This window comes from Melaminivora jejuensis (genome assembly GCF_017811175.1).
GTDB classification, from domain to species: domain Bacteria; phylum Pseudomonadota; class Gammaproteobacteria; order Burkholderiales; family Burkholderiaceae_C; genus Melaminivora; species Melaminivora jejuensis.
In genome coordinates this window covers 1,851,316-1,871,250 of the sequence record NZ_JACWIJ010000002.1, presented here as the reverse complement: position 1 = coordinate 1,871,250, position 19,935 = coordinate 1,851,316, and the positions used below count along the sequence as shown (strand labels likewise).

Genomic DNA, 19,935 nt, shown 5'->3' with positions numbered 1-19,935 from the left:
GGGCTGAAACCCGTGGAGGGGGCTCAGCCCAGGTGCAGGCGCTGCGCATATCCCGTCATTTCCAGATAGCCCCGGCCCAGCGTGCGCCCATCGGCGCCGCGCAGCTCGCTCAGGCCTTCCCAGTAGATCGCGCCCGTCGAGGCCCGGCTGTCGAGCTCCTGCGCGTCCAGCAGCGCCTGCACGGTGAAGCACCCGGCGGGCGTATCGACGCGCCAGTCCACCGGATACGTCGCGCCGCTTGCGCCGCTGATCCAGCGCCGCAGCGGCGTCCAGGTCACCTCGTCGCTGCCGAAGATGTGTGCCTTGCTCTCGCCCGTGCGGCGCAGCGAACCGCCCGCCCACAGCGCACTGCCATCGGCGCGCCGCAGCCGGAACGCCGTGAGCGCACCGCCATCCAGCAAATTCATGCCGATCCAGTCCCAGCCCACGGCCTGCGGATGCATCAGCGCCTCGCTCCACTCGTGATCCATCCAGGCGCGGTTGTCGGGCGCGGGCAGATCGGGCGCGATGGCGATGCGCTGCCCGGCCACCGTGAGGGCGCCGGTCACCGCCAGCTGCGGCTGGCTGACGTAGTAGCTGGCCTGGCTGGCCTCCGGCCCCTTGCGCGACAGGCCGGCCTGGCCCTGCAGCAGCACCGGCTGGGTGCTGGTGCACTGCACATCCAGCGCAAAGCCATCGGCCTGCGCGCGGATGGCCCAGCGGCTGTGGCCGGGTATGTCCGGCACCTGCGTGCGCTCCAGCGACCAGTCGTGCAGCCGGATGCGCGCATCGTCCTCGTCCGCGCCCGCAACGCCAAAGCCCGCGCGTGCGATGCGCTGGTCGTGCCACTGGCGCGCGCCCTGCACATCCGTCAGGGCCGCGTGCGCAAAGATCAACTGCCGCGCCGCAAAGGCCGAGCGCAGGCCCTGCGCCACATCCACGCGCGAGCGAAAAAACGTGATCTGAAAGCCCCACAGCCGCGCATCCTCGCTGCGCGCCTGGCCGGTGATGTACCACCACTCGGTACGCAGATCGGGGTGGCTGCCATGGTCGCGGGGGAAGACCAGCGCGCGCGGCGCCAGGGCCAGCGCCGACGCGCGCCAGCCCAGCAGGCCGGCCCCTGTGGCCAGCATGAGTTGCCGCCGTGCCAGCGCGGCCATCAGACAGTCAGCGCATCGATGCGCGAGCGCGCTGCCGCGCAGTCGCCGACCACGCGCTGCACCCAGGCCTCGTCGTGGTAGGTGGGCAGATAGCGCTCGCCCGAGTCGCACAGCAGCGACAGGATGGAGCCGCTCTCGCCGCGTTCGCGCATCTCGCACGCCAGCCGCAGCATGGCGACGAAATTGGTGCCGGTGGACGGCCCCACGCGCCGGCCCAGCAGTGCCGACAGCGCACGCATGGCCGCGATGGACTCATCGTCGGCCACCTCCTCCATGCGATCGACCAGCGTGCGGATGAAGCTCGGCTCCACGCGCGGGCGGCCAATGCCCTCGATGCGCGAGCCGGGCGCGGTGAGCGTCTCGTCGCCCGTACGGTGATACGCGCTGAACACCGAGCCGGCCGGGTCGGCCACGCACACCTGCGTGTCATGCATCTGAAAGCGCACGTAGCGGCCAATCGTCGCGCTGGTGCCGCCCGTGCCCGCGCCCACCACGATCCAGCGCGGCAGCGGATGCCGCTCGCGCTGCATCTGCGTGAACATGCTCTCGGCGATGTTGTTATTGCCGCGCCAGTCGGTGGCGCGCTCGGCGTAGGTGAACTGATCCATGTAGTGCCCGCCAGTCTCGGCGGCCACGGCACGCGCTGCGTCGTACACATCGCCCGCGCGATCGACGAAATGGCAGCGCCCGCCATAGAACTCGATCAGCGCGATCTTTTCCGCCGACGTCGAGCGCGGCATCACCGCCACGAAGGGCAGGCCGAGCAGCCGGGCGAAGTAGGCCTCGCTCACCGCCGTGGAGCCGCTGGATGCCTCGACGATGGTCGAGCCTTCATGCACCCAGCCATTGCACAGCGCATAGAGAAACAGCGAACGCGCGAGGCGGTGCTTGAGGCTGCCGGTGGGGTGGGTGGATTCGTCCTTGAGGTACAGGTCTATGCCGGCGGCGGCGAAGGCGGGCAGAGGCAGGGGGATCAGGTGGGTGTCGGCGCTGCGGTGGTAGTCGGCTTCGATGCGGGCGAGGGCGGAGGGGAGCCAGGGGGAGGGGGACATCATGGCGGGATTGTGTTTGGGAGTATGGCAACAGCCGTCCAGAAAGCTTTTGTCCAACTTCCGACAGGGGCGTGTCCGAATTTTTGTGTAAACGGGTCGGACTTCAATTGACGGAGATGCGGTCTCCGAACTGAATGGTAAAGCGGGTCAGCGCGGCCTTCCAATCGCGGATGGGCATGTTCCACTTCTGGCTGATGTTGCGCAGCGCCAGGTAGAACAGCTTGGTCAGCGCCTCGTCGCTGGGGAACGAGCCCCGGTTCTTGGTCAGCTTCCTCAGGCTCATGTTGACCGACTCGATGGCGTTGGTGGTGTAGATGACCTTGCGGATTTCCGGCGGGTAGTCAAAGAACGGGGTCAAGCGACTCCAGTTCCTGCGCCATGACTGGCCGATGGGCAGGTACTCGGCATCCCATCGGGCCTCGAACTCTGCGAGCATCAGCTCGGCCTCTTCGGCGGTGGCGGCCGTGTAGATGCGGCGCAGGTCGGCAGCCACTTCCTTGCGGCGCTTGCATGAGACGTAGTTCAGGCTGTGGCGCACCATGTGAACGATGCACAGTTGCACCACCGCCTTGGGAAAGACGGCCTCAATGGCGTCCGGGAAGCCCTTGAGCCCATCGACACAGGCAATGAAGATGTCCTGCACGCCCCGGTTGCGCAGTTCGGTCACAACCTGCAGCCAGAACTTGGCACCCTCGGTCTGCGCCAGCCACAGACCCAGCACCTCCTTCTCGCCCGTCATGGTGATGCCGATGGCCAGGTACACCGTCTTGACCCGCACTGCGCCCTCGCGCACCTTCACATGGATGCAGTCAGACGATGGGGTAAATCGGCTCCAGCGGTCTGGCCTGCCAGGCCTTGACCTCATCGGCCACGGCATCGGTCACCGAGGAAATCAAGCTGGGTGAGACCTCGGTGCCATACATCTCTTCGAGATGGGCCTGTATCTCGCGCACCGTCATGCCACGGGCGTACAGCGAGATGATTTTGTCGTCGAAGTCGGCCCAGCGGGTCTGGTGCTTGGGGATGAGCTGAGGCTCGAAGCTGCCATGGCGCTCGCGTGGCACTTCGATGGGCAATTCGCCGAACTCGCCCTTGAGGGTCTTCTTGCTCTTGCCGTTGCGGGTGTTGCCAGCGGGGTTGGCCACCGCCTCGTTGCGTTCATGGCCCAGGTGCTCAGTCAGCTCAGCGTCCAAAGCTCGCTCGACCAGCAGCTTGGTCAACTGCTTGAGCAGCCCGTTCTCGCCGATGAGGTCTTCGGGCTTCTTGTAGTTGGCCAGCAGGCCAGAGAGCAGTTCTTCGGGTACGTCGTGTTTCTTGGTGTTCATTGTGCTTACGGACAGGCCGGCTTGCGCCGGCGGTGGATTGTCCGTTTACACAAATTTCTGCACACCCTCGTTACGAGAAGCCCAGGCGCAAACTGCTTGCAAAGGCGCGGTTTCAATCGCAATGGAGTGGCATCAAGCCGTTGATCTGCAACGGGTTCGGCCATTTTTTAGCCCGTTTTTCTACCAGTCTTCCCTCACCGCCAGCACCGCATCCCTCCCTACCGCAGCCCGTCCCGCCACCCACGCCGTCACCGTCCCCGCTGCCATCACCGCCGCCGCCAGCGCCGCCAGCCGCCCACAGGCACCCGCAGCTCCATCGTCCAATGAAAACTCTGCGGGTTCACCACATGCACCAGCACCACGGCCACCGCCAGCCCCAGCAGCGTGCCGGCCAGCGCGCCGACTGCCGTCCAGGCTGCCCCTTCGCCCGCGACCACGGCCAGGATTTGCGCGCGCGTCAGGCCTAGGTGGGCCAATAGCCCAAACTCCTTGCGCCGCGCCAGCACCTGGGCGCCGAAGCTGGCCGCCACGCCGAACAGGCCGATGCCAATGGCCACGGCCTGCAGCCAGTAGGTCACGGCAAAGCTGCGGTCGAACAGTTCCAGCGAACGCTGGCGGATCTGCCCGGACGAGGTGAACTCCAACGTGCCGGCCTGCGCGCCCAGTTCGCTGCGCGCCAGCGCCAGCACGGCGGCGCGCACGGCCGCTTCATCGGCGTCGGGCGCGGGCCACAGCGCCAGATCGCTGGCGCGGGCGTCGCCGGTCAGGCGTTGATAGTCGCCGCTGTCCATGGCGATGGCGCCGTGCTGGCGCACATAGTCGCGCCACACACCAGCTATGAAAAATGTAGCTGCTCGCGCTTGTCCCACAACGTCTAGCGGCCCAAAACCCTCGGAAAGTGCCGGCCAGACCTGCCCAGGACGCACGCCGTACAAATCCACAATGGCCTCGCTCACGTACACGCCGATCTGCCCGTCCGGCACCGGCAGCGCCGCGCCGACCAGGGGCAGGGCCTGCGCCGGCTGCGGCGACAAGGGCCGCGCCAGCAGCGCCACCGCAGGCAAGGCCGGATCGGGCTGCACGCTGCTGACGCGCTGGGGTTGCACGCGCTCGACCTCGGGCAGTTGCGCGGCGGCCTGCACGAAATCGGGCGTGAACACCGCCGCGTCGTCGCCCGCCGGGCTGCCGGCTGCGCGCAGGTACAGCGGCGCGGGCAGCACGGCGGAGAGCCACTGATCCACGGACGTGCGAAAGCTGCCGACCATCACGGTGAGCGCCACCGCCAGGCTGAGCGCCGCCACCACCCGCCCACGGCCACGGCGGCGCTGGCGCGCATGCGCTGGGCGCGCGCCAGCACCAGCAGCCACAGCGGGCCGCGCCGCGCCAGCGGCATGGCCAGCGCCAGCACGCCCTGCACCAGCCAGGGCAGCAGCGCGATGCCGCCCACCAGCAGCACGCCGACCGAGACATAGGCCGCCAGCGGAATGCCCCACAGCGGCGGCAGCAGCGCCAGGCCCCTGAGGCCAGCACCAGCGCCGCCCCCAGCCCGGCGCGCGCCGGGCGCGACTGCATCAGGCCCACGCTCTTGAGCGTCGGCGCCGGGGCGATGCGCCGCGCGGCCAGCGCCGGCCACCAGCCGCCGGCCAGCGCGGCAATCAGGCCCAGTGCGCCGTACAGCAGCGCGGCGGCGGTGCTCCACTGCAGCGCCGGCTGCACGCCGGTGAAGTAGCCCCCGCCCAGATCACCCCCAGCACGCGTAGCGCCAGCGCCGCCAGCGCCGCGCCCAGGGCGATGCCGGCGGCGCTGCCGGCCACGCCCAGCCCTGCGGCTTGCGACAACACCAGCAGCAGGCGCTGGCGCGGCGTGGCGCCCAGCACGGCCAGCAGGGCCAATTGCGGCGCACGTCGCGCCACGGCCAGCGCCAGCACCGAATACACGAGGAAGGCGCCGGTGAACAGGGCGACCAGCGCCAGCACCGTCAGGTTGACGCGGTAGGCGCGCGAGAGTTGATCGACCTGCGCGGCGCTGTCGGCCGGCTCGGCCACCAGAATGCCGCCCGGCCAGCCGGGCAGGGCGGCCAGATGCCGCTCCAGCTCGGCGCGGCTCGCGCCTGGGCGCAGCAGCACGTCGATGCGCGAGAGCTCGCCGCCGCGGCCAAACAGATCCTGCGCCGCGCCAATGTCCATGACCGCCAGCGGCCCGCCGCCTGCCGCGACGCTGCCGGCCACGCGCACCGGCACGCGCTGCACGCCGACCTGCAATTGCAGCAATTGCTGCTCGGCGGCAGCCCCGAGCGGCAGGCCCAGCGCCTGCGCGGCTGCTGCGTTCAAGAAGAGGGTCGCCGGCGCGAAGAGTGCGAGCCGGTCGGCGCCGGGCGCCAGGCGCGGCATCAGCCCAGGCGCCATGGACGCCAGCGCCAGCGCGTCGGCGCCGACGACGCGCAGGCGCACGGAGGCGGCATCGACGGCTTGCATGGCGTTCGGGGCGCTGTCACCTGCTGCATCGCTCGCCTCGGTGTCGCGCGATGCGCTGGTGGTCACTTCCAGCACCGGCGCGGCGCGCGCAACCTGGGGCGCGGCGGCAACCAGCGCGTACGACTCTTCCGGCAGGCCGCCCTGGCGCGCGCGCAGTTGCACGTCGGGCTGGCCGCCGGCGGCGCGCGTCGCGCGGGTGAACTCCTGCAGCGCCGAGGCATTGATCAGGTGCACGGCAAAGGCCAGCGCCACGCCCAGCATCACGGCCGCGGCGGCCACCAGGCTGCGGCCCGCGTGGCGGCGCAACTCCTGCCAGGCAAGGAGGCGAAAGAGCGCGATCACGCTGCAACGAGCACTGGCCTTGCGCTTGAAAAAGAGGTTTTCATACGTATTTACCCTGAGACGGACTTCAGCGTCCATTCCAGCGGCTGCTGATCCTGCCGACGTGGCGGGTCATGTGTGCCGCTGGCTTCAACCCATCCATGACATGAGGAGTTTTGCCATGAATTCTCTGGTGACACGCGGCGGCAGCCTGTTCGACGATTTTTTCAGGGACTTCGCTCCGGGCTTTTACGTGCGCCCGCTGCACGGCGACAGCCTGCCCCAGCCTTCGCAGATCAAGATCGACGTGAAGGAGGACGAAAACGCCTACAAAGTCCAGGCGGAAGTGCCCGGCGTGGCCAAGGAGGACATCCACGTCTCCGTGGACGGCCCGGTGGTCACGCTGCGCGCCGAGGTGCGTCAGCACGATGAAAAGAAAGAGGGCGAGAAGACCCTGCGCAGCGAGCGTTTCTACGGCTCGGTGGCGCGCAGCTTCCAGCTGCCCATGGAGGTCGAGGCCGGCCAGTGCAAGGCCAGGTACGACAACGGCGTGCTGCACCTGACGCTGCCCAAGAAGCAGGGCGGCAAGGCCCAGCGGCTGGCCATCGAGTAAGGGCGCGGCCCGGGCCGCCTGCGGCTGGCCCGCGTCAGGCTGGCGGCCACATTCCCTGCGCCGTCAGCCGCAGCACCCGATCGGCGCGCTGCGCCGCTGCCGGTGCATGGGTGACCAGCACCAGCGCCGTGCCGTGCTCGCGTGTCTGGGCGATCAAGGCGTCCATGACACGCGCCGCCGTGTCCGGATCCAGGTTGCCGGTGGGCTCGTCGGCCAGCAGCAGGGGCGGGCGGTGGGCCAGCGCCCGGGCGATGGCCACGCGCTGCAGCTGCCCGCCGCTGAGCTGCTGCGGCAGCCGCCCGCCCAGGCCATCCAGGCCGACGGCCTGCAGCATGGCCTGCACGCGCGCCTCGCGCCGTGCCCGGGGCCAGCCCAGCAGCATCAGCGGCAGCGCCACGTTCTGCGCCACGCTCAGATGCGGCAGCACGTGGAAGGCCTGGAACACGAAGCCCACGTGCGCGCGCCGCCATACGGCGCGCTGCGTCTCGTCCAGTGCGCCCAGGTCGGTGCTGCCGTGCCGGATGCGGCCGGCATCCCAGCGATCCAGCCCGGCCAGGCAGTTGAGCAGCGTGGACTTGCCCACGCCCGAGTCGCCCACGATGGCGACGAATTCGCCCGGTGCGACGGCAAAACTCACCCCGGCAAACACCGGCGCGTTGCCATAGTGCTTGGCCAGTTGGCTGACCTGCAGGGCCGCTGCCAGGGGTGCTGTCGGGGCCGCTGGGGTCATGGCTGGGGCGCCTTGGCGTGCAGGCACTGGCGCACAGCCTGCACCAGTGCTTCGGTGGCGCCGGGCTGGTCACAGGCGATGATGCGCCGCTGCGCCATGCCGCGCAGCCAGGTGATCTGGCGCTTGGCCAGCTGGCGCGTGGCGGCGATGCCGCGCTCGGGCAGGCCCGCCAGCGGGTAGGTGCCATCCAGCGCCTCCCACGCCTGGCGGTAGCCCACGCAGCGCATACTGGGCAGATCGGGGTGCAGGTCGCCACGCGCGCGCAGGCGCATGACTTCTTCCAGAAAGCCCTCGGCCAGCATGGCCTCGAAGCGCCGGGCGATGCGCTGGTGCAGCCAGGCACGATTCTGCGGCTCCAGGGAAAAAAGCCGTCCAGCCCATGCTGGATCAGCGTCTCCAGCTGCCTTTTTTGTAGTGTGAAAGCTCGACAGAGACCGGCCCGAGATGTGCCACACCTCCAGCGCCCGCTGGATGCGCTGGCTGTCGCCCGGCGCCAGGCGGGCGGCGCTGGCCGGGTCGATGCGCGCCAGCTCGGCGTGCATGGCCGGCCAGCCGATGGCGGCGGCCTGGGCATCGAGCCGTGCGCGCACGGCGGTATCGGCTGCCGGCATGTCGTCGATGCCGTCCAGCAGCGCCTTGAAGTACAGCATGGTGCCGCCCACCAGCAGCGGCAGCGCGCCGCGCGCCTGGATCTCGCCGATCAGGCGCGTGGCGTCCTGCACGAACTCGGCGGCGCTGTAGGCCTGGCGCGGGTCGCGGATGTCGATCAAATGGTGCGGCGCGGCAGCCAACTCCGCCGCTGTCGGCTTGGCAGTGCCGATGTCCATGCCGCGATAGACCAGCGCCGAGTCCACGCTGATGATCTCCACCGGCACCTGCGGGGCCAGCGCGGCGGCGATCGCCAGCGCGCCGGCGGTCTTGCCCGAAGCGGTGGGGCCGGCCAGGGCGATGGGCTGCAGCGGTGCTTCAGCGGGCATGGGCAGGCTCCCCGTGGCGCTGCACCAGCGTCCAGGCGACGCCGGCCAGCAGCACCGACCACAGCGCCACGCCGTGCATCAGCGGCCAGATGCTGCCGTCCAGCGCCCGGCCCAGCCACAGGCCGATGGCAAAGGCGGCCAGCATCATCATGAAGCCGTTGAGCGCCGAGGCCACGCCGGCAGCCTGCGGAAACGGCCCCACAGCGCCCGACTGCCCGCAGGGCTGGTGGATGCCGTGGCCGATCATGAACAGGTAAAAGGGCGGCAGCAGCGTGGCCGTGCTGTGCCAGCCGGCCCAGGCGATGGCCAGCGTCAGCAGACCGCCGGCCAGGCTGAGCGCCGCGCCGAAGGCCACTGTCTGCGCCACGCTCCAGCGCGCCAGCAGGCGCCGGCACAGCAGCGTGCCCAGTAGATAAAACGCGGCGGTGGACAGCAGCGCCAGGCCGTACTGCGTGCGCGTCAGGCCCAGCACATCGATATAGACGAAGGACGAGGACGCCAGAAAGGTGAACAGCCCGCCGTAGCTGGCCGTGGTCAGCAGCGAGAACGCCCAGAACGTGGGCGAGCGCAGCACCAGCGCCCAGTTGCGCGCAAAGGTGGCCGGCTGCAGCGCGCGCGGGTTGGGCTGCGCCAGGGTCTCGGGCATGTGGCGCCAGACCATGAACAGCGTGGCGCAGCCATACGCCGTGAGCGCCAGCAGCGCCGCGCGCCAGCCCAGCGCTTCGGTCAGCGCGCCGCCGATGGGCGCGCACAGGCAGGCGATGATGCCCAGCCCGGTCAGTGCGCGCGACATGGCGCGCGCGCCGGCCAGCGGCGTGTATAGGTCGCGCACCATGGCGCGCGCACACATGACGGCCGCGCCCATGGCCGCACCCTGCAGCGTGCGCCACAGCACCAGCAGCGCCATGTCGGGGGCCAGCGCGCTGCCCACCGAGGCCAGCACGTACAGCGCCAGGCCGATGAGCAGGATGGGCCGGCGCCCGAAGCGATCCGACAGCGGCCCCCACAGCAGTTGCGAGCTGCCGAAGGCCAGCAGCAGCGCCGACAGCGTGAGCTGGCCCGCCGACACCGGCGCGCCCAGGCTGCGCGTGAGCGCCGGCAGCGCCGGCAGGTACAGGTCGGTGGTGACCGGCTGGATGCTCATCAGCAGCGCCAGCAGCAGCACGGCCAGGCCGGGCGGCAGCGGGGGCGCCGGGGTGCCGGCGCTGCCGGGGTGGGCGCTGGCGGTCAGGGTCTTGGCAGGCATGGGATCGGGGCCGGGCGCGGCTTTGGCACGCCGGGGCAGGGGGCTGTTTTCCGCGCCGCTCACAGCTCGGCCAGGGCCGCGCGCAGGCGGGCGGCGTAGTCGGCCAGCACCTGGGCGCCGGGCTCCTTGCGCGGCCAGCTCAGGGCGATGCCGTCGTCCGCGTGGCGCGGTACGACGTGGATGTGGAAGTGCCCCACGGTCTGCCCGCCCACGGCGCCGTTGGCCTGCAGCAGCGTCAGGCCGGCCGGGTCGAATGCGGCCTGCACAGCACGCGCCACGCGCTGCGCAGTCTGCATCACGGCGCCGGCTTCTTCGGGCGTCAGATCGGTCAGCGTCACGGCATGGCGGCGGCTGGCTACCAGCACATGACCGGGCGTGACCTGGCCCAGATCCATGAAGGCGATGGTCAGCTCGTCCTCATGCACGATGGCCGCCGGGATGTCGCGCGCCACCAGGCGGCAAAAGATGCACTGGCCGGGCGGCGAGGTGTCAACAAACATCGGCATGGGGCAGTCCTTTCATTGCTTTATCGCTATGTAAGATATAGCTGTCAGCGCTTGCTGGTATTGGTTTTGAGGGGTATTTCATCATAAAAAAAGCACGCGCCGGGCGCGTGCCTTGGGCGGGGCCGCCGGGGCTCAGAAGCGATGGCGGATGCCCACGCCGAAGCTGGAGCCCGAGCTTTGGTGGGTGATCTTGTCATTCATCAGCATGGCATAGACATCGGTGCGCTTGGACAGGTTGTAGTCGTAGCCCACGGTCAGCGTCTTGCGGTTGATGTCGCTGGCCGACAGATCGGTCTTGGCCCACGAGGCCAGCACCTTGCCCGCGCCCAGCGGGGCCGACACGCCGATCTGCAGTGTCTTGGCGCGGCCCGGTGCGTTGTCGGCCTTGGTCTGGCCGTAGGTCAGGTAGGGCTTGGCGACCTGGAAGTCATAGGCTGCGCCCAGCATCCAGTCCTTCTTGGTGGTGCCGAAATACGCGCCCTGGCCGGGGTTGCTGATCTGGTCGCGCTCGTAGTAGCCGGTCAGCAGCAGCGGGCCGCCGAAGTAGAAGAAGTTGGCGCCGACGTTCTTCTTGCCGTTGTCGCCGGGCTGCTCGCCGAACTGGTACTGCAAGTTGGCCTTGAAGCCGTTGATGTCGGGCGTGGAGTAGGCGATCTGGTTGCTCCAGCCGGTATCCGACGGCGTGGTGGCTTGCCAGCCCGAGCCGTTGAACAGCGGCACGTTCATATGCACGATCAGCGGCGCGAAGGTGAACGAGTCGCCCATCGGGTTGGCCAGCACCGAGGGCAGGAAGTTGGGCGCCATCCAGCGGCCCAGGCGCAGCGTGCCGAAGCTGCCCGACAGGCTGACGTTGGCATCGCGCGAGAAGAAAGTGTCGCCTGGGAAGCGCCCTTGCGTACCGTCGTCCACCTGGATGAAGGAGGTCAGGGCAAAGCCGGCCTTGAGGCCGCCGCCCAGGTCTTCGCTGCCGGTGAAGCCGAACCACGAGGTGGTCATGCCGCCGCTGTTGACCACGGTGCGCCGACCTGCATCGCCGGCCATGCGCATGGAGCCGACATAGACGTCGGTCGTGCCCGACAGCTGAACCGTGCTCTGGGCATGGGCGGCGCTGGCGCACACGCTGGCAATGGCGATGGCAAGCAGTTGGCGATGTTTCATGGGTGGCATCCTCTTGGTTCCTGATGATGGGTGATAGGGCGCGCGTGCGCCCGGCTATTGTGTGCGAAGGCCTGTGCCGGTGCTGTTGCATGTGTGCCTTTGACTTCGCTCAAAGCACGAAAAAACCTGTGGCGGCACATTTGCAGCCATGTTTGCCACGCCTTGTCCCAATCCAGACCTGCACTTCGAGATTGCTGCGGCCGGAGAGGTGCTGCGCCAACGCCACCAGCAGCCCGCCAGCGTGCTGTATCTGGATAGTGGCCGGGTGCTGCTGGGCGTGCGCGAGGACGGCGTGCTGCGCCACCAGCTCGGCTCGGTCGAGGGGCCGTTCTGGCTGGACGCCGCCACGGCGCTGCTCGACCAGCCCTGCGCCGTGGACATGGTGGCCGACACGGCGGTGCGGCTGCGCCGCGTGCCGCTGGAGGACTTTCGCCGCAATCTGGAGCAACTGCCCGAAGCGGCGCAGATCCTGCTGCGCGACATGGCCACCGGCTACTGCCGCCAGACCGAGTTGGCCGTCAGCCGCCTGGCGCAGGACGCCCAGGTGCGCTGCGCGCAGTGGCTGCTGCAGCACGCCCAGGGGGGCGAGGACGGCAGCCTGCGCGTGACGCTGCAGCAGCGCAAGCGCCTGATCGCGGCGCAGCTGGGCATCGCCCCCGAGACCTTCTCGCGCGTGCTGCGCAGCCTGCGCGAGCATGGCTTGATCGCCGGCTCCGGCAACGTGCTGAATCTGCCCCAGCCGCACGCGCTGCGCCTGATGGCCGGGGTGTAGGGGCGCCGGCACGCTCCAGGCCGGACAGCCGGCCCCGCGCGTGCTGCACACGCGGCGCCTGTCCTGTCAGGGTTTTCCTGCCGGGCTTTGAGGGTTGTTCCCCAAATCTGCCGGGCAAGGGGCTGCGTATATTGCCTGTCCGGGTGCCCTGCCTGTCAGTGGGCGGTACCCGGCCCAGCAATTGCCATGCTCTGCCCCCACCGCCTTCCCCCATCCTGGCCGCTTGCGTTGCGGAGCGGCCATGACGCCGCCCGACCAGGCGACGGCCCTGCGGGGGCGGCTGTTCGTGCAGCAGCAGGCGCCCGGCACGGCTGCGGCCCGGCCCGCCGCAGGCACACCCACAACAGCACCAGCACCGGGCCTGCCACCGGCGCCCGGGACACCCGGGGCGCAGTCCATCGAGCATGAACGCGAGGGCGATCTGTCCGGCTGGCTCCCCGGCCCGCTGGTGCGCAAGCTGCTGCTGGTGACGGCACTGGCCGTACTGGCCGCCGGCGCCCTGGCCGGCTGGCTGGTGGGGCGCGCCACGGCGCAGGACGCCATGCAGCGTCTGCTGGTGCAGCAGGGCGATGAAGTCGAGCTGGTGGCGCGCCTGCTGGCCAGCAAGATCGAGCAAAGCCAGAAAGTGCTGGCCACCGTGGCCGAGGGCATCACGCCGCAGATGCTGGAGTCGCCCGCGTCGCTGGAGTGGCTGCTGCAGCAGGGCCTGCCGGCGGTGCGCTTCTTCGATGCCATGCAGGTGGCGCGCAAGGACGGGCAATTGAGCGTCAACCTGCGCTATGGCCAGCTTGAACAGGCCTCGGAACTGGAGCCGGCCGAGCGCGACCAGCTGCGCCGCACCCTGGTCGATGGCAAGCCGCTGGTGTCCGAGCTGATGGGCGCCAGCGCCCAGGAGGCGCGTGTCATGTTCACCCAGCCGCTGCTGCGTGGCGAGGGCCGGGTCATCGGCGCGCTGGCCGGGGCGCTGCGCCTGCAGTCGCAGGGCCTGCTGCCGCACTCGCTGGCGCTGCCGGCGCGGCCCGAGTCGCGCCTGGTGGTGTTCACGCGCGAGGGCGTCATCCTGTCGCACCCGGATGCCGCGCGCGTGCTGGGCCATGTGCGTGACGAGCCCGGCCTGGCTGAGGCCTACGAGCGCTGGCGCAGCCGGGGCAAGCCGCTGACGGCCAGCGAGGACATGACCGAGCTGTACTCCGGCCACGTGGTCAGCCTGGCCAGCGTGCCCATGCCCGGCTGGATGGTGGCGCGCGTGAGCGAGGCCGGCGCGCTGCTGGCGCCGGTGCAGGGCGCGCAGCGCCGCGCCTGGCGGCTGGCGGCGGGCGCCACGCTGGCCACCTGCGCCCTGGCGCTGCTGGCCATGGTCTGGCTGGCGCGGCCCCTGGCGCACCTGCGCCGGCGCGCCAGGTGGCTGCTCGACAGCGAGGGGCTGGCGGTGGCCGGCCCGAGGGCTGGCTGGCCGGGCTGGCCGCGCTCGCCCGGCGAGGTGGACGACGTGGTGCGCATCTGCACCCGGCTGCTGGAGCACCGGCGCCTGCAGCAGCAGGACTCGCAGGCGCTGATGCGCCAGTTGCAGGCGGTGCTGGCGCATGTGCCGCTGGGCATCGCCGTGACCTGCGCCGAGCGCGTTGAGGTGGTCAGCCTGCAGGCCTGTCGCCTGCTGGACTACACGCCTGCCGAGCTGCACGGGCGCGATCTGCTTGATCTGCTGGCGCCGGCCAGCGGCGAGACCGACCGCATGGCGCGCCACGTGCGCACCCAGTTCGCCGCGCATGGCGTGTTCGATGGCGAGTTGCCGCTGCTGCGCCGCGACGGCGGCGTGCAGTGGGTGCGCGCCCAGGGCCAGCCCATCCATGCCAGCAACCCGCAGGCCGGCACGGTGTGGATGCTGGAAGATTGCACGGCGGTGCGCGATGCGCGCCAGCAGCCGGCCTGGCGGGGCGAGCATGACGAGCTGACGCTGCTGCCGCACCGCGCCGCCTTCGAGCAGCGGCTGCAGGCCCTGCTGGCATCGCGCGCCGCCCGCCCGCAGCCGGCACTGCCCGGCGCTCCAGTGCAGGCGCCGGTGCTGTATGGCGAGGAGGGCAGCGGCGTGCTGATGTTTCTCGACCTGGATCACTTTGCCGTGGTCAACGATCTGGCGGGCCATGCTGCTGGCGACGACGTGCTGCGCCACCTGGCGCGGCTGCTCGAATCCGAGGTGCGCCAGATGGGCTGGGCGGCGCGCCTGGGCGGGGATGAATTCGCCGTGGTGCTGCCCGGCGCCACCACGGCACGCGGCCAGGCCGTGGCCGAGCAGCTGCGCGCCGCCGTGCAGGCCTGGGAGCCGTCCTATGGCGGGCGCAGCTTCACGCTGGGCCTGAGCATCGGCCTGGTGCCGCTGCCCACCGGATTGCGCGACGTGGCGCCGCTTTTGCACGCCGCCGACATGGCCTGCTACGCCGCCAAGCGCGCCGGGCGCAACCGGGTCGAGGTGCGGCGGGTCATGCCTTGAAGGCCCGCTGGGGCGTTGTGCAAATGCCCGCAGCAGGCGTGATTTGCTATTTTTTAAATAGCTTTCAGCGCTTGCCAGCAAAGGGTTTCAGGCTGTTTTGATGCTTGTCCATCAGGCCAGGCGACCCAGCGCACGCAGCACGTTCTCGGCAGTCGCTGGCGCTTTCAGGGCGATGCGCTCGCGCCCTGCGTTGCCCTGCTCATCGCGCGCTGCGGCCACGGCGTGGCGCAGCGCCTCGTACACGCTTACGGCCAGCATGAAGGGCGGCTCGCCCACGGCCTTGCTGCCGCCGACGTTGTCCTCGCGGTTGGCCTCGGGCCACAGCGCCACGTTGAAGTGCGCGGGCACGTCGCCCGTGGCCGGGATCTTGTAGGTGCTGGGCGCGTGCGTGGCCAGGCGCCCCTTGCCATCCCAGACCAGCTCCTCGGTGGTCAGCCAGCCCATGCCCTGGATGAAGCCGCCCTCGATCTGGCCGATGTCAATCGCCGGGTTCAGGCTGCGGCCCACGTCGTGCAGGATGTCGATGGCCAGCACGCGGCTCTCGCCGGTGCGGGTGTCGATGGCGACCTCGGTGCAGGCCGCGCCATAGGCAAAGTAGAAGAAGGGCCGGCCCGTGAGCGTGGTCTTGTCGTAGTGGATCTTGGGCGTGCGATAAAAGCCGTCGCTCCACAGCTGGATGCGGTTGGCATAGGCGGCGATGACCACTTCGCGCCACGAGCGCGTGGCGTGCGGCGAAATGACCTGCCCGCCCTCGAAGCGCACGGCGCCGGCGCCGCAGCGATCCAGCCCGGCGACGAAGGCCGCCAGATTGCTGCGCACGGTGGCGGCGGCGTATTGCGCGGCGCGGCCATTGAGGTCGGTGCCGCTGGACGCCGCAGTGGCGCTGGCGTTGGGCACCTTGCTGGTGTCGGCTGCCGTGACCATGACGAGCGAGAGCGGCACGCCCAGCTCGTCGGCGACGATCTGCGCCACCTTGGTGTTCAGGCCCTGGCCCATCTCGGTGCCGCCGTGGTTGACCTGCACGCTGCCATCGGTATAGACGTGTACCAGCGCACCGGCCTGGTTGAATAGCGTGGCCGTGAAGCTGATGCCGAATTTGACCGGCGTGAGGGCCAGGCCGCGCTTGAAGGCGGGATTGCCCACGTTCCAGGCGGCAATCGCCTGCTGGCGCTCGCGGTAGCGCGCATCGCGTTCGAGCTGCGGGATCAGGCGGTGCAGGATGTTGTCCTCGACCGGCATCTGGTAGTGCGTGACGTTGCGCTCGCTCTCGCCGTAGAGGTTGGCCAGGCGCACGTCCAGCGCGTCCAGTCCCAGGTGCCGGGCGATGTCGCCCAGGATGGTCTCGATGGCGATCACGCCCTGCGGCCCGCCGAAGCCGCGAAACGCCGTGTGGCTTTGCCGGTGGGTCTTGCAGCGGTAGGAGGCGATCTCGACGTGCTCCAGAAAATAGGCGTTGTCGCAGTGGAACACCGCACGGTCGGCCACCGCGCCCGACAGGTCGGCGCTGTGCCCGCAGTCGACCGCCATCAGCAGCTGCAGTCCAGTGATGCGCCCGCTGGCGTCGAAGCCCACGTCGTACTCGTAGGCGAAGGGGTGGCGCTTGCCGGTGACCATGAAGTCGTCGTCGCGATCCAGGCGCAGCTTGACCGGGCGGCCGAACTTGCGCGCCGCCAGCGCCGCCCACACCGCCATATGGCCGGCCTGCGTCTCCTTGCCGCCAAAGCCGCCGCCCATGCGCCGGCACTCCACGCGCACGGCGTGGCTGTCGATACCCAGGGCGTGCGCCACCCAGTGCTGCACCTCGCCGGGGTGCTGGTTGCTCGAATGGATGCACCACTGGCCCTGCTCCAGCGGCAGGGCGTAGGCGATCTGGCCTTCCAGGTAGAAATGCTCCTGCCCGCCGGTCTCGAAGCGGCCCTGCAGCCGGTGCGCGGACTGCGCCAGGGCGGCCTGGGCGTCGCCCCGGCGCACGTGTACCGGCGGCAGCACAAAGCTTTGCGCGGCCAGCGCCTCCTGCACCGACAGGATGGCCGGCAGCGGCGTGATGTCCAGCTGCACGGCGCGTGCTGCGCGGCGCGCGGCCATGACCGAATCGGCCACCACCAGGGCCACGACCTGGCCGACGTGCTGCACCACTTCACCCGCCAGGATGGCCTCGTCGCGCGCCGCTGTCGGAAAGACGCCCTGGCCCGGGATGTCGCTGGCCAGCACCAGGCCATGCACGCCGGGCAGGGCCAGCGCAGCGCCGGCATCCAGGCCGTTGACGCGGCCATGCGCCACCGGACTCATGACCGGCGCGGCGAACAGGGTGCCGCGCAGTTCGGGCAGGTCGTCGATGTAGTGGGCGTTGCCGGCCACCTGGGCGCGGGCGCTTTCATGTGCGTGTGACTGGCCTACGGCGGGAGCCGTGGCCGCTGCCGGCAGCGCGGGTTGCAGGGCGCTTTGATCGCGTTTCATGGCGTGGCCTCCTGGGGCAGGGTGAGCGGCTGCAGCTCCTGCAGTTGCAGGCCCGGGGCGCCGCCCTGGCTTTCGTGCCACAGGCGCAGCACCAGCGCGCCCAGCAGTTTGCGCCGGTAGGCGCTGCTGGCGCGCATGTCGCTGATGGGGTCGAACTCGGCCTGCAGGGCGGCGCCAGCGCGCCGGGCGCTGGCCTCGCTCCAGGGCTGGCCGGCCAGGGCGGCCTCGGTCTGGCGCGCGCGCGCCGGCGTCGCCGCCACGCCGCCGGCGCCGATGCGCGCCTGCACGATGCGGTCGCCCTCCAGCTGCAGGTTCAGCACCAGGCAGACGGCGGAGATGTCGTCGTCGAAGCGCTTGGACACCTTGTAGGCTGCCAGCAGTTGCCCCGGCTGGGGCAGCGGCACGTGGATGAAGGTCAGCAGCTCGTCGGCGGCCATGACGTTTTGCCGGTAGCCGGTGTAGAGGTCTTCCAGCGCCAGGCGGCGGCTGGCGCGGCTGCTGGCCAGCTCGACCTGTGCGCCCAGGGCGATCAGGAGCGGCATGGAGTCGCCGATGGGCGAGCCGTTGGCGACGTTGCCGCCCAGCGTGCCCGAGTTGCGCACCGGCAGGCCGGCAAAGCGCTCGGCAAAGCGCGCCAGCTGCGGCCAGCGCGCCACCAGCGCGGCAAAGGCGTCGGTCAGCGAGACGGCGGCGCCTATGGTCAGCGCGCCGCCATGCTCGTGCAGGGCGTGCAGCTCCTGCGCGCGCGTCACGTCCAGGATGCGCTCGAACTGCTGGTGGCCCTTGGTGATCCACAGGCCGACGTCGGTGCAGCCGGCCACCACCTGGGCCTGGGGCTGGGCGGCGCGCTCGGCCAGCAGCTCGGCCAGCGTGGTTGGCGCTTTATAAGCAAAATCGGCCGCAAAGCCTTGCTGGTCAAGCGCAAGTAGCTCCAATTGTTGTAGCAAAGTGGTTTCGTCCACCTGCATGGCCGGCAGTTCCTGCATGTGCTGTGCGGCGTCCAGGATGGGGCGGTAGCCGGTGCAGCGGCACAGGTTGCCCGACAGCTCGCGCACTGCCAGCGCGCGCGTGATGGGCTGGCCGCGCCGCACGTGGTTCTGGTACATGCCGAACATGCTCATGGCAAAGCCGGGCGTGCAAAAGCCGCACTGCGTGCCGTGGCACTCGACCAGCGCCTGCTGCGCCGGGTGCAGGGCACTGGCCGCGCCGGCGTTGGCATGATCGCCGCCGCTGCCGGGCAGGGGCTGGATCAGCGGATCCAGGGCCAGGTCTTCCACCGTCCACAGCGCCATGCCGTCGATGGAGTGCGCCAGGCGGATGCAGGCGTTCACGGCCTCGTAGTGGATGCGGCCGGCGCGCACGCTGCCCAGCACCACGGTGCAGGCGCCGCAGTCGCCCTCGCCGCAGCCCTCCTTGGTGCCGGTGGCGGCCAGGTCTTCGCGCAGTAGCTCCAGCAGCGTGCGCTGGGGCGGCACCTGGGCCAGCTGCACGCGCTGGCCCCGGCGGATGAAGCGGATCGGGCGGTTGGTGGTCATGGTGGTGAGGGTAGGGCGCAGCGTGGCCGCCGGCATACGCTGCTGCGTATAACCCGGATGCCCACTGCGCTATGGCGTGTGTAGAGTTGCCGGCAATCCCCTGCCCTGCCCGCCAGCCCGCGCCCCCGCGTATAGCCCGGGCCACGGCGCGGCGCATACACCCCCGCCCATGGCGCGCATACCCGAGTGGATATGAGAGAGCCTGCCCTTTTCGACAAGATCGACCTTCATCTCATCCGGGTCTTGCATACCGTGATTACTGAACGCAGCGTCTCGCGTGCCGCCCTGCGCCTGGGTATGTACCAGCCAGCCGTCTCCGGCGCCCTGCGCCGCCTGCGCACGCTGGCGGGCGATCCGCTGCTGGTGCGCTCGGGCGCCGGGATGCAGCCCACCGATGCCGCGCTGGCCATGGTCGAGCCGGCAGCCAGCATCCTGCGCGCCGCCGAGGTGCTGTTTTCCGATGCGCGCGGCTTCGCGCCGCGCAGCGCCACGCGCAGCTTTCGCATTGCCGCCAGCGACTACCTCGATCCGCTGTTCCTGCCGCGCCTGGTGGCGCGCATCAAGGCCGAGGCGCCGCTGTGCCCGGTGGAGATCCTGCCCCTGTCGGCGGACGCGCACTACCACGCCCACCTGGCGCAGGGCGAGGCCGACGTGGTCATCGGCAACTGGCCCGAGCCGCCTGGCGACCTGCATCTGGGGCGGCTGTTTGCCGACGAGGTGGTCTGCCTGGTCAGCCGCGAGCACCCGGCGGTGCGCCGGGGCTGGAGCCAGGAGGACTGGCTGGCCGCCGAGCACATCGCCCCCACGCCCACCCACCCGGGCGCGCGCGGCGTCATCGACGCGCATCTGGACGCGCTGGGCCTGGCGCGGCGCATCACCGTGCGCTGCGCGCATTTCAGCCTGATCCCGGCCATGGTGGCGGGCAGCCTGCTGGTGCTGACCACGGGCCGGCAGTTCTGCGAGCGCTACGCGCAGCAGCTGCCCCTGGCGATGCTGCCGGCGCCGCTGGCCTTCCCGCGGCTGATGTACTACCAGCTGTGGCACGCGCGCACGCACCACTCGGCCGCCGGTGCGTGGCTGCGCGAAGCCATCAGGGATGTGGCTTCATCGCTACGGAAAACATAGCTATCTGCGCTTGCCCA

13 protein-coding genes and 2 pseudogenes are annotated in these 19,935 nt (G+C 70.3%); 4 read left to right on the top strand and 11 right to left on the bottom strand.

The features are described 5' to 3' along the window. Positions 1-23: 23 nt before the first annotated feature. From IDM45_RS08895 to IDM45_RS08880, 4 genes and pseudogenes are all read right to left on the bottom strand, one after another. Entirely contained in the window at positions 24-1,139 is a 1,116-nt protein-coding gene (locus tag IDM45_RS08895) for a lipocalin-like domain-containing protein (protein ID WP_209422517.1), read from the bottom strand. Continuing rightward, a complete protein-coding gene (locus IDM45_RS08890; RefSeq protein ID WP_209422516.1) occupies positions 1,139-2,194 on the bottom strand; it encodes a PLP-dependent cysteine synthase family protein in 1,056 nt (351 codons plus the stop codon). Before IDM45_RS08890 ends, IDM45_RS08895 begins: the two co-directional genes overlap by 1 nt. Before the next feature lie 100 nt (positions 2,195-2,294). Continuing rightward, positions 2,295-3,516, bottom strand: a pseudogene (locus IDM45_RS08885) (IS256 family transposase). A gap of 180 nt (positions 3,517-3,696) precedes the next feature. Next, positions 3,697-6,332, bottom strand: a pseudogene (locus IDM45_RS08880) (FtsX-like permease family protein). A 160-nt stretch (positions 6,333-6,492) separates the two neighbouring features. Between IDM45_RS08880 and IDM45_RS08875 the strand changes: the two are divergent. After that, entirely contained in the window at positions 6,493-6,924 is a 432-nt protein-coding gene (locus IDM45_RS08875; RefSeq protein WP_209422515.1) for an Hsp20/alpha crystallin family protein, read from the top strand. Between the two features lie 34 nt (positions 6,925-6,958). On the opposite strand, the gene IDM45_RS08870 is transcribed toward IDM45_RS08875, so the two are convergent. The 5 genes from IDM45_RS08870 to IDM45_RS08850 all read right to left on the bottom strand — a co-directional run bounded on the left by IDM45_RS08870 (position 6,959) and on the right by IDM45_RS08850 (position 11,541). Next, positions 6,959-7,654 carry an ABC transporter ATP-binding protein gene (locus IDM45_RS08870; protein ID WP_209422514.1) on the bottom strand — a complete coding sequence of 232 codons (696 nt, stop codon included), beginning with the start codon at positions 7,652-7,654 and terminating at the stop codon, positions 6,959-6,961. Beyond that, the gene (miaA, locus tag IDM45_RS08865; RefSeq protein WP_209422513.1) at positions 7,651-8,631 is read right to left on the bottom strand and encodes a tRNA (adenosine(37)-N6)-dimethylallyltransferase MiaA; all 981 of its coding nucleotides are present in this window, start codon (positions 8,629-8,631) and stop codon (positions 7,651-7,653) included. The genes IDM45_RS08870 and miaA overlap by 4 nt, the downstream gene beginning before the upstream one ends. Further along, positions 8,621-9,877 carry a multidrug effflux MFS transporter gene (locus tag IDM45_RS08860; RefSeq protein ID WP_209422512.1) on the bottom strand — a complete coding sequence of 419 codons (1,257 nt, stop codon included), beginning with the start codon at positions 9,875-9,877 and terminating at the stop codon, positions 8,621-8,623. The genes miaA and IDM45_RS08860 overlap by 11 nt, the downstream gene beginning before the upstream one ends. Before the next feature lie 59 nt (positions 9,878-9,936). Beyond that, positions 9,937-10,383 carry an HIT family protein gene (locus IDM45_RS08855; RefSeq protein ID WP_209422511.1) on the bottom strand — a complete coding sequence of 149 codons (447 nt, stop codon included), beginning with the start codon at positions 10,381-10,383 and terminating at the stop codon, positions 9,937-9,939. A gap of 132 nt (positions 10,384-10,515) precedes the next feature. After that, a complete protein-coding gene (locus IDM45_RS08850; protein ID WP_209422510.1) occupies positions 10,516-11,541 on the bottom strand; it encodes a porin in 1,026 nt (341 codons plus the stop codon). A 148-nt stretch (positions 11,542-11,689) separates the two neighbouring features. On the opposite strand from IDM45_RS08850, the gene IDM45_RS08845 reads away from it, so the two are divergent. Together IDM45_RS08845 and IDM45_RS08840 are read left to right on the top strand one after the other, a co-directional pair. Beyond that, positions 11,690-12,313: a Crp/Fnr family transcriptional regulator gene (locus tag IDM45_RS08845; protein ID WP_209422509.1), complete on the top strand. Its 624-nt coding sequence runs from the start codon at positions 11,690-11,692 to the stop codon at positions 12,311-12,313. 241 nt (positions 12,314-12,554) lie between these two features. Next, the gene (locus IDM45_RS08840; RefSeq protein ID WP_209422508.1) at positions 12,555-14,801 is read left to right on the top strand and encodes a sensor domain-containing diguanylate cyclase; all 2,247 of its coding nucleotides are present in this window, start codon (positions 12,555-12,557) and stop codon (positions 14,799-14,801) included. Between the two features lie 111 nt (positions 14,802-14,912). On the opposite strand, the gene xdhB is transcribed toward IDM45_RS08840, so the two are convergent. After that, positions 14,913-17,258 (bottom strand): xanthine dehydrogenase molybdopterin binding subunit, encoded by a 2,346-nt coding sequence (gene xdhB / locus IDM45_RS08835; RefSeq protein ID WP_209422507.1) that lies wholly within the window; start codon positions 17,256-17,258, stop codon positions 14,913-14,915. Next, on the bottom strand, positions 17,255-18,793 hold the full coding sequence (gene xdhA / locus IDM45_RS08830) for a xanthine dehydrogenase small subunit (RefSeq protein WP_209422506.1): 1,539 nt from the start codon (positions 18,791-18,793) through the stop codon (positions 17,255-17,257). The genes xdhB and xdhA overlap by 4 nt, the downstream gene beginning before the upstream one ends. Before the next feature lie 192 nt (positions 18,794-18,985). Between xdhA and IDM45_RS08825 the strand changes: the two genes are divergently transcribed. Then, complete coding sequence (locus IDM45_RS08825) at positions 18,986-19,918, top strand: LysR family transcriptional regulator (RefSeq protein WP_209422505.1); 933 nt, start codon at positions 18,986-18,988, stop codon at positions 19,916-19,918. Positions 19,919-19,935 lie beyond the last annotated feature (17 nt).

Excerpts from the sequence above, each read along its gene's own strand:
- IDM45_RS08895 (WP_209422517.1), bottom strand. The coding sequence starts at position 1,139 with ATGGCCGCGCTGGCACGGCGGCAACTCATGCTGGCCACAGGGGCCGGC.
- IDM45_RS08890 (WP_209422516.1), bottom strand. The coding sequence starts at position 2,194 with ATGATGTCCCCCTCCCCCTGGCTCCCCTCCGCCCTCGCCCGCATCGAA.
- IDM45_RS08875 (WP_209422515.1), top strand. The coding sequence starts at position 6,493 with ATGAATTCTCTGGTGACACGCGGCGGCAGCCTGTTCGACGATTTTTTC.
- IDM45_RS08870 (WP_209422514.1), bottom strand. The coding sequence starts at position 7,654 with ATGACCCCAGCGGCCCCGACAGCACCCCTGGCAGCGGCCCTGCAGGTC.
- miaA (WP_209422513.1), bottom strand. The coding sequence starts at position 8,631 with ATGCCCGCTGAAGCACCGCTGCAGCCCATCGCCCTGGCCGGCCCCACC.
- IDM45_RS08860 (WP_209422512.1), bottom strand. The coding sequence starts at position 9,877 with ATGCCTGCCAAGACCCTGACCGCCAGCGCCCACCCCGGCAGCGCCGGC.
- IDM45_RS08855 (WP_209422511.1), bottom strand. The coding sequence starts at position 10,383 with ATGCCGATGTTTGTTGACACCTCGCCGCCCGGCCAGTGCATCTTTTGC.
- IDM45_RS08850 (WP_209422510.1), bottom strand. The coding sequence starts at position 11,541 with ATGAAACATCGCCAACTGCTTGCCATCGCCATTGCCAGCGTGTGCGCC.
- IDM45_RS08845 (WP_209422509.1), top strand. The coding sequence starts at position 11,690 with ATGTTTGCCACGCCTTGTCCCAATCCAGACCTGCACTTCGAGATTGCT.
- IDM45_RS08840 (WP_209422508.1), top strand. The coding sequence starts at position 12,555 with ATGACGCCGCCCGACCAGGCGACGGCCCTGCGGGGGCGGCTGTTCGTG.
- xdhB (WP_209422507.1), bottom strand. The coding sequence starts at position 17,258 with ATGAAACGCGATCAAAGCGCCCTGCAACCCGCGCTGCCGGCAGCGGCC.
- xdhA (WP_209422506.1), bottom strand. The coding sequence starts at position 18,793 with ATGACCACCAACCGCCCGATCCGCTTCATCCGCCGGGGCCAGCGCGTG.
- IDM45_RS08825 (WP_209422505.1), top strand. The coding sequence starts at position 18,986 with ATGAGAGAGCCTGCCCTTTTCGACAAGATCGACCTTCATCTCATCCGG.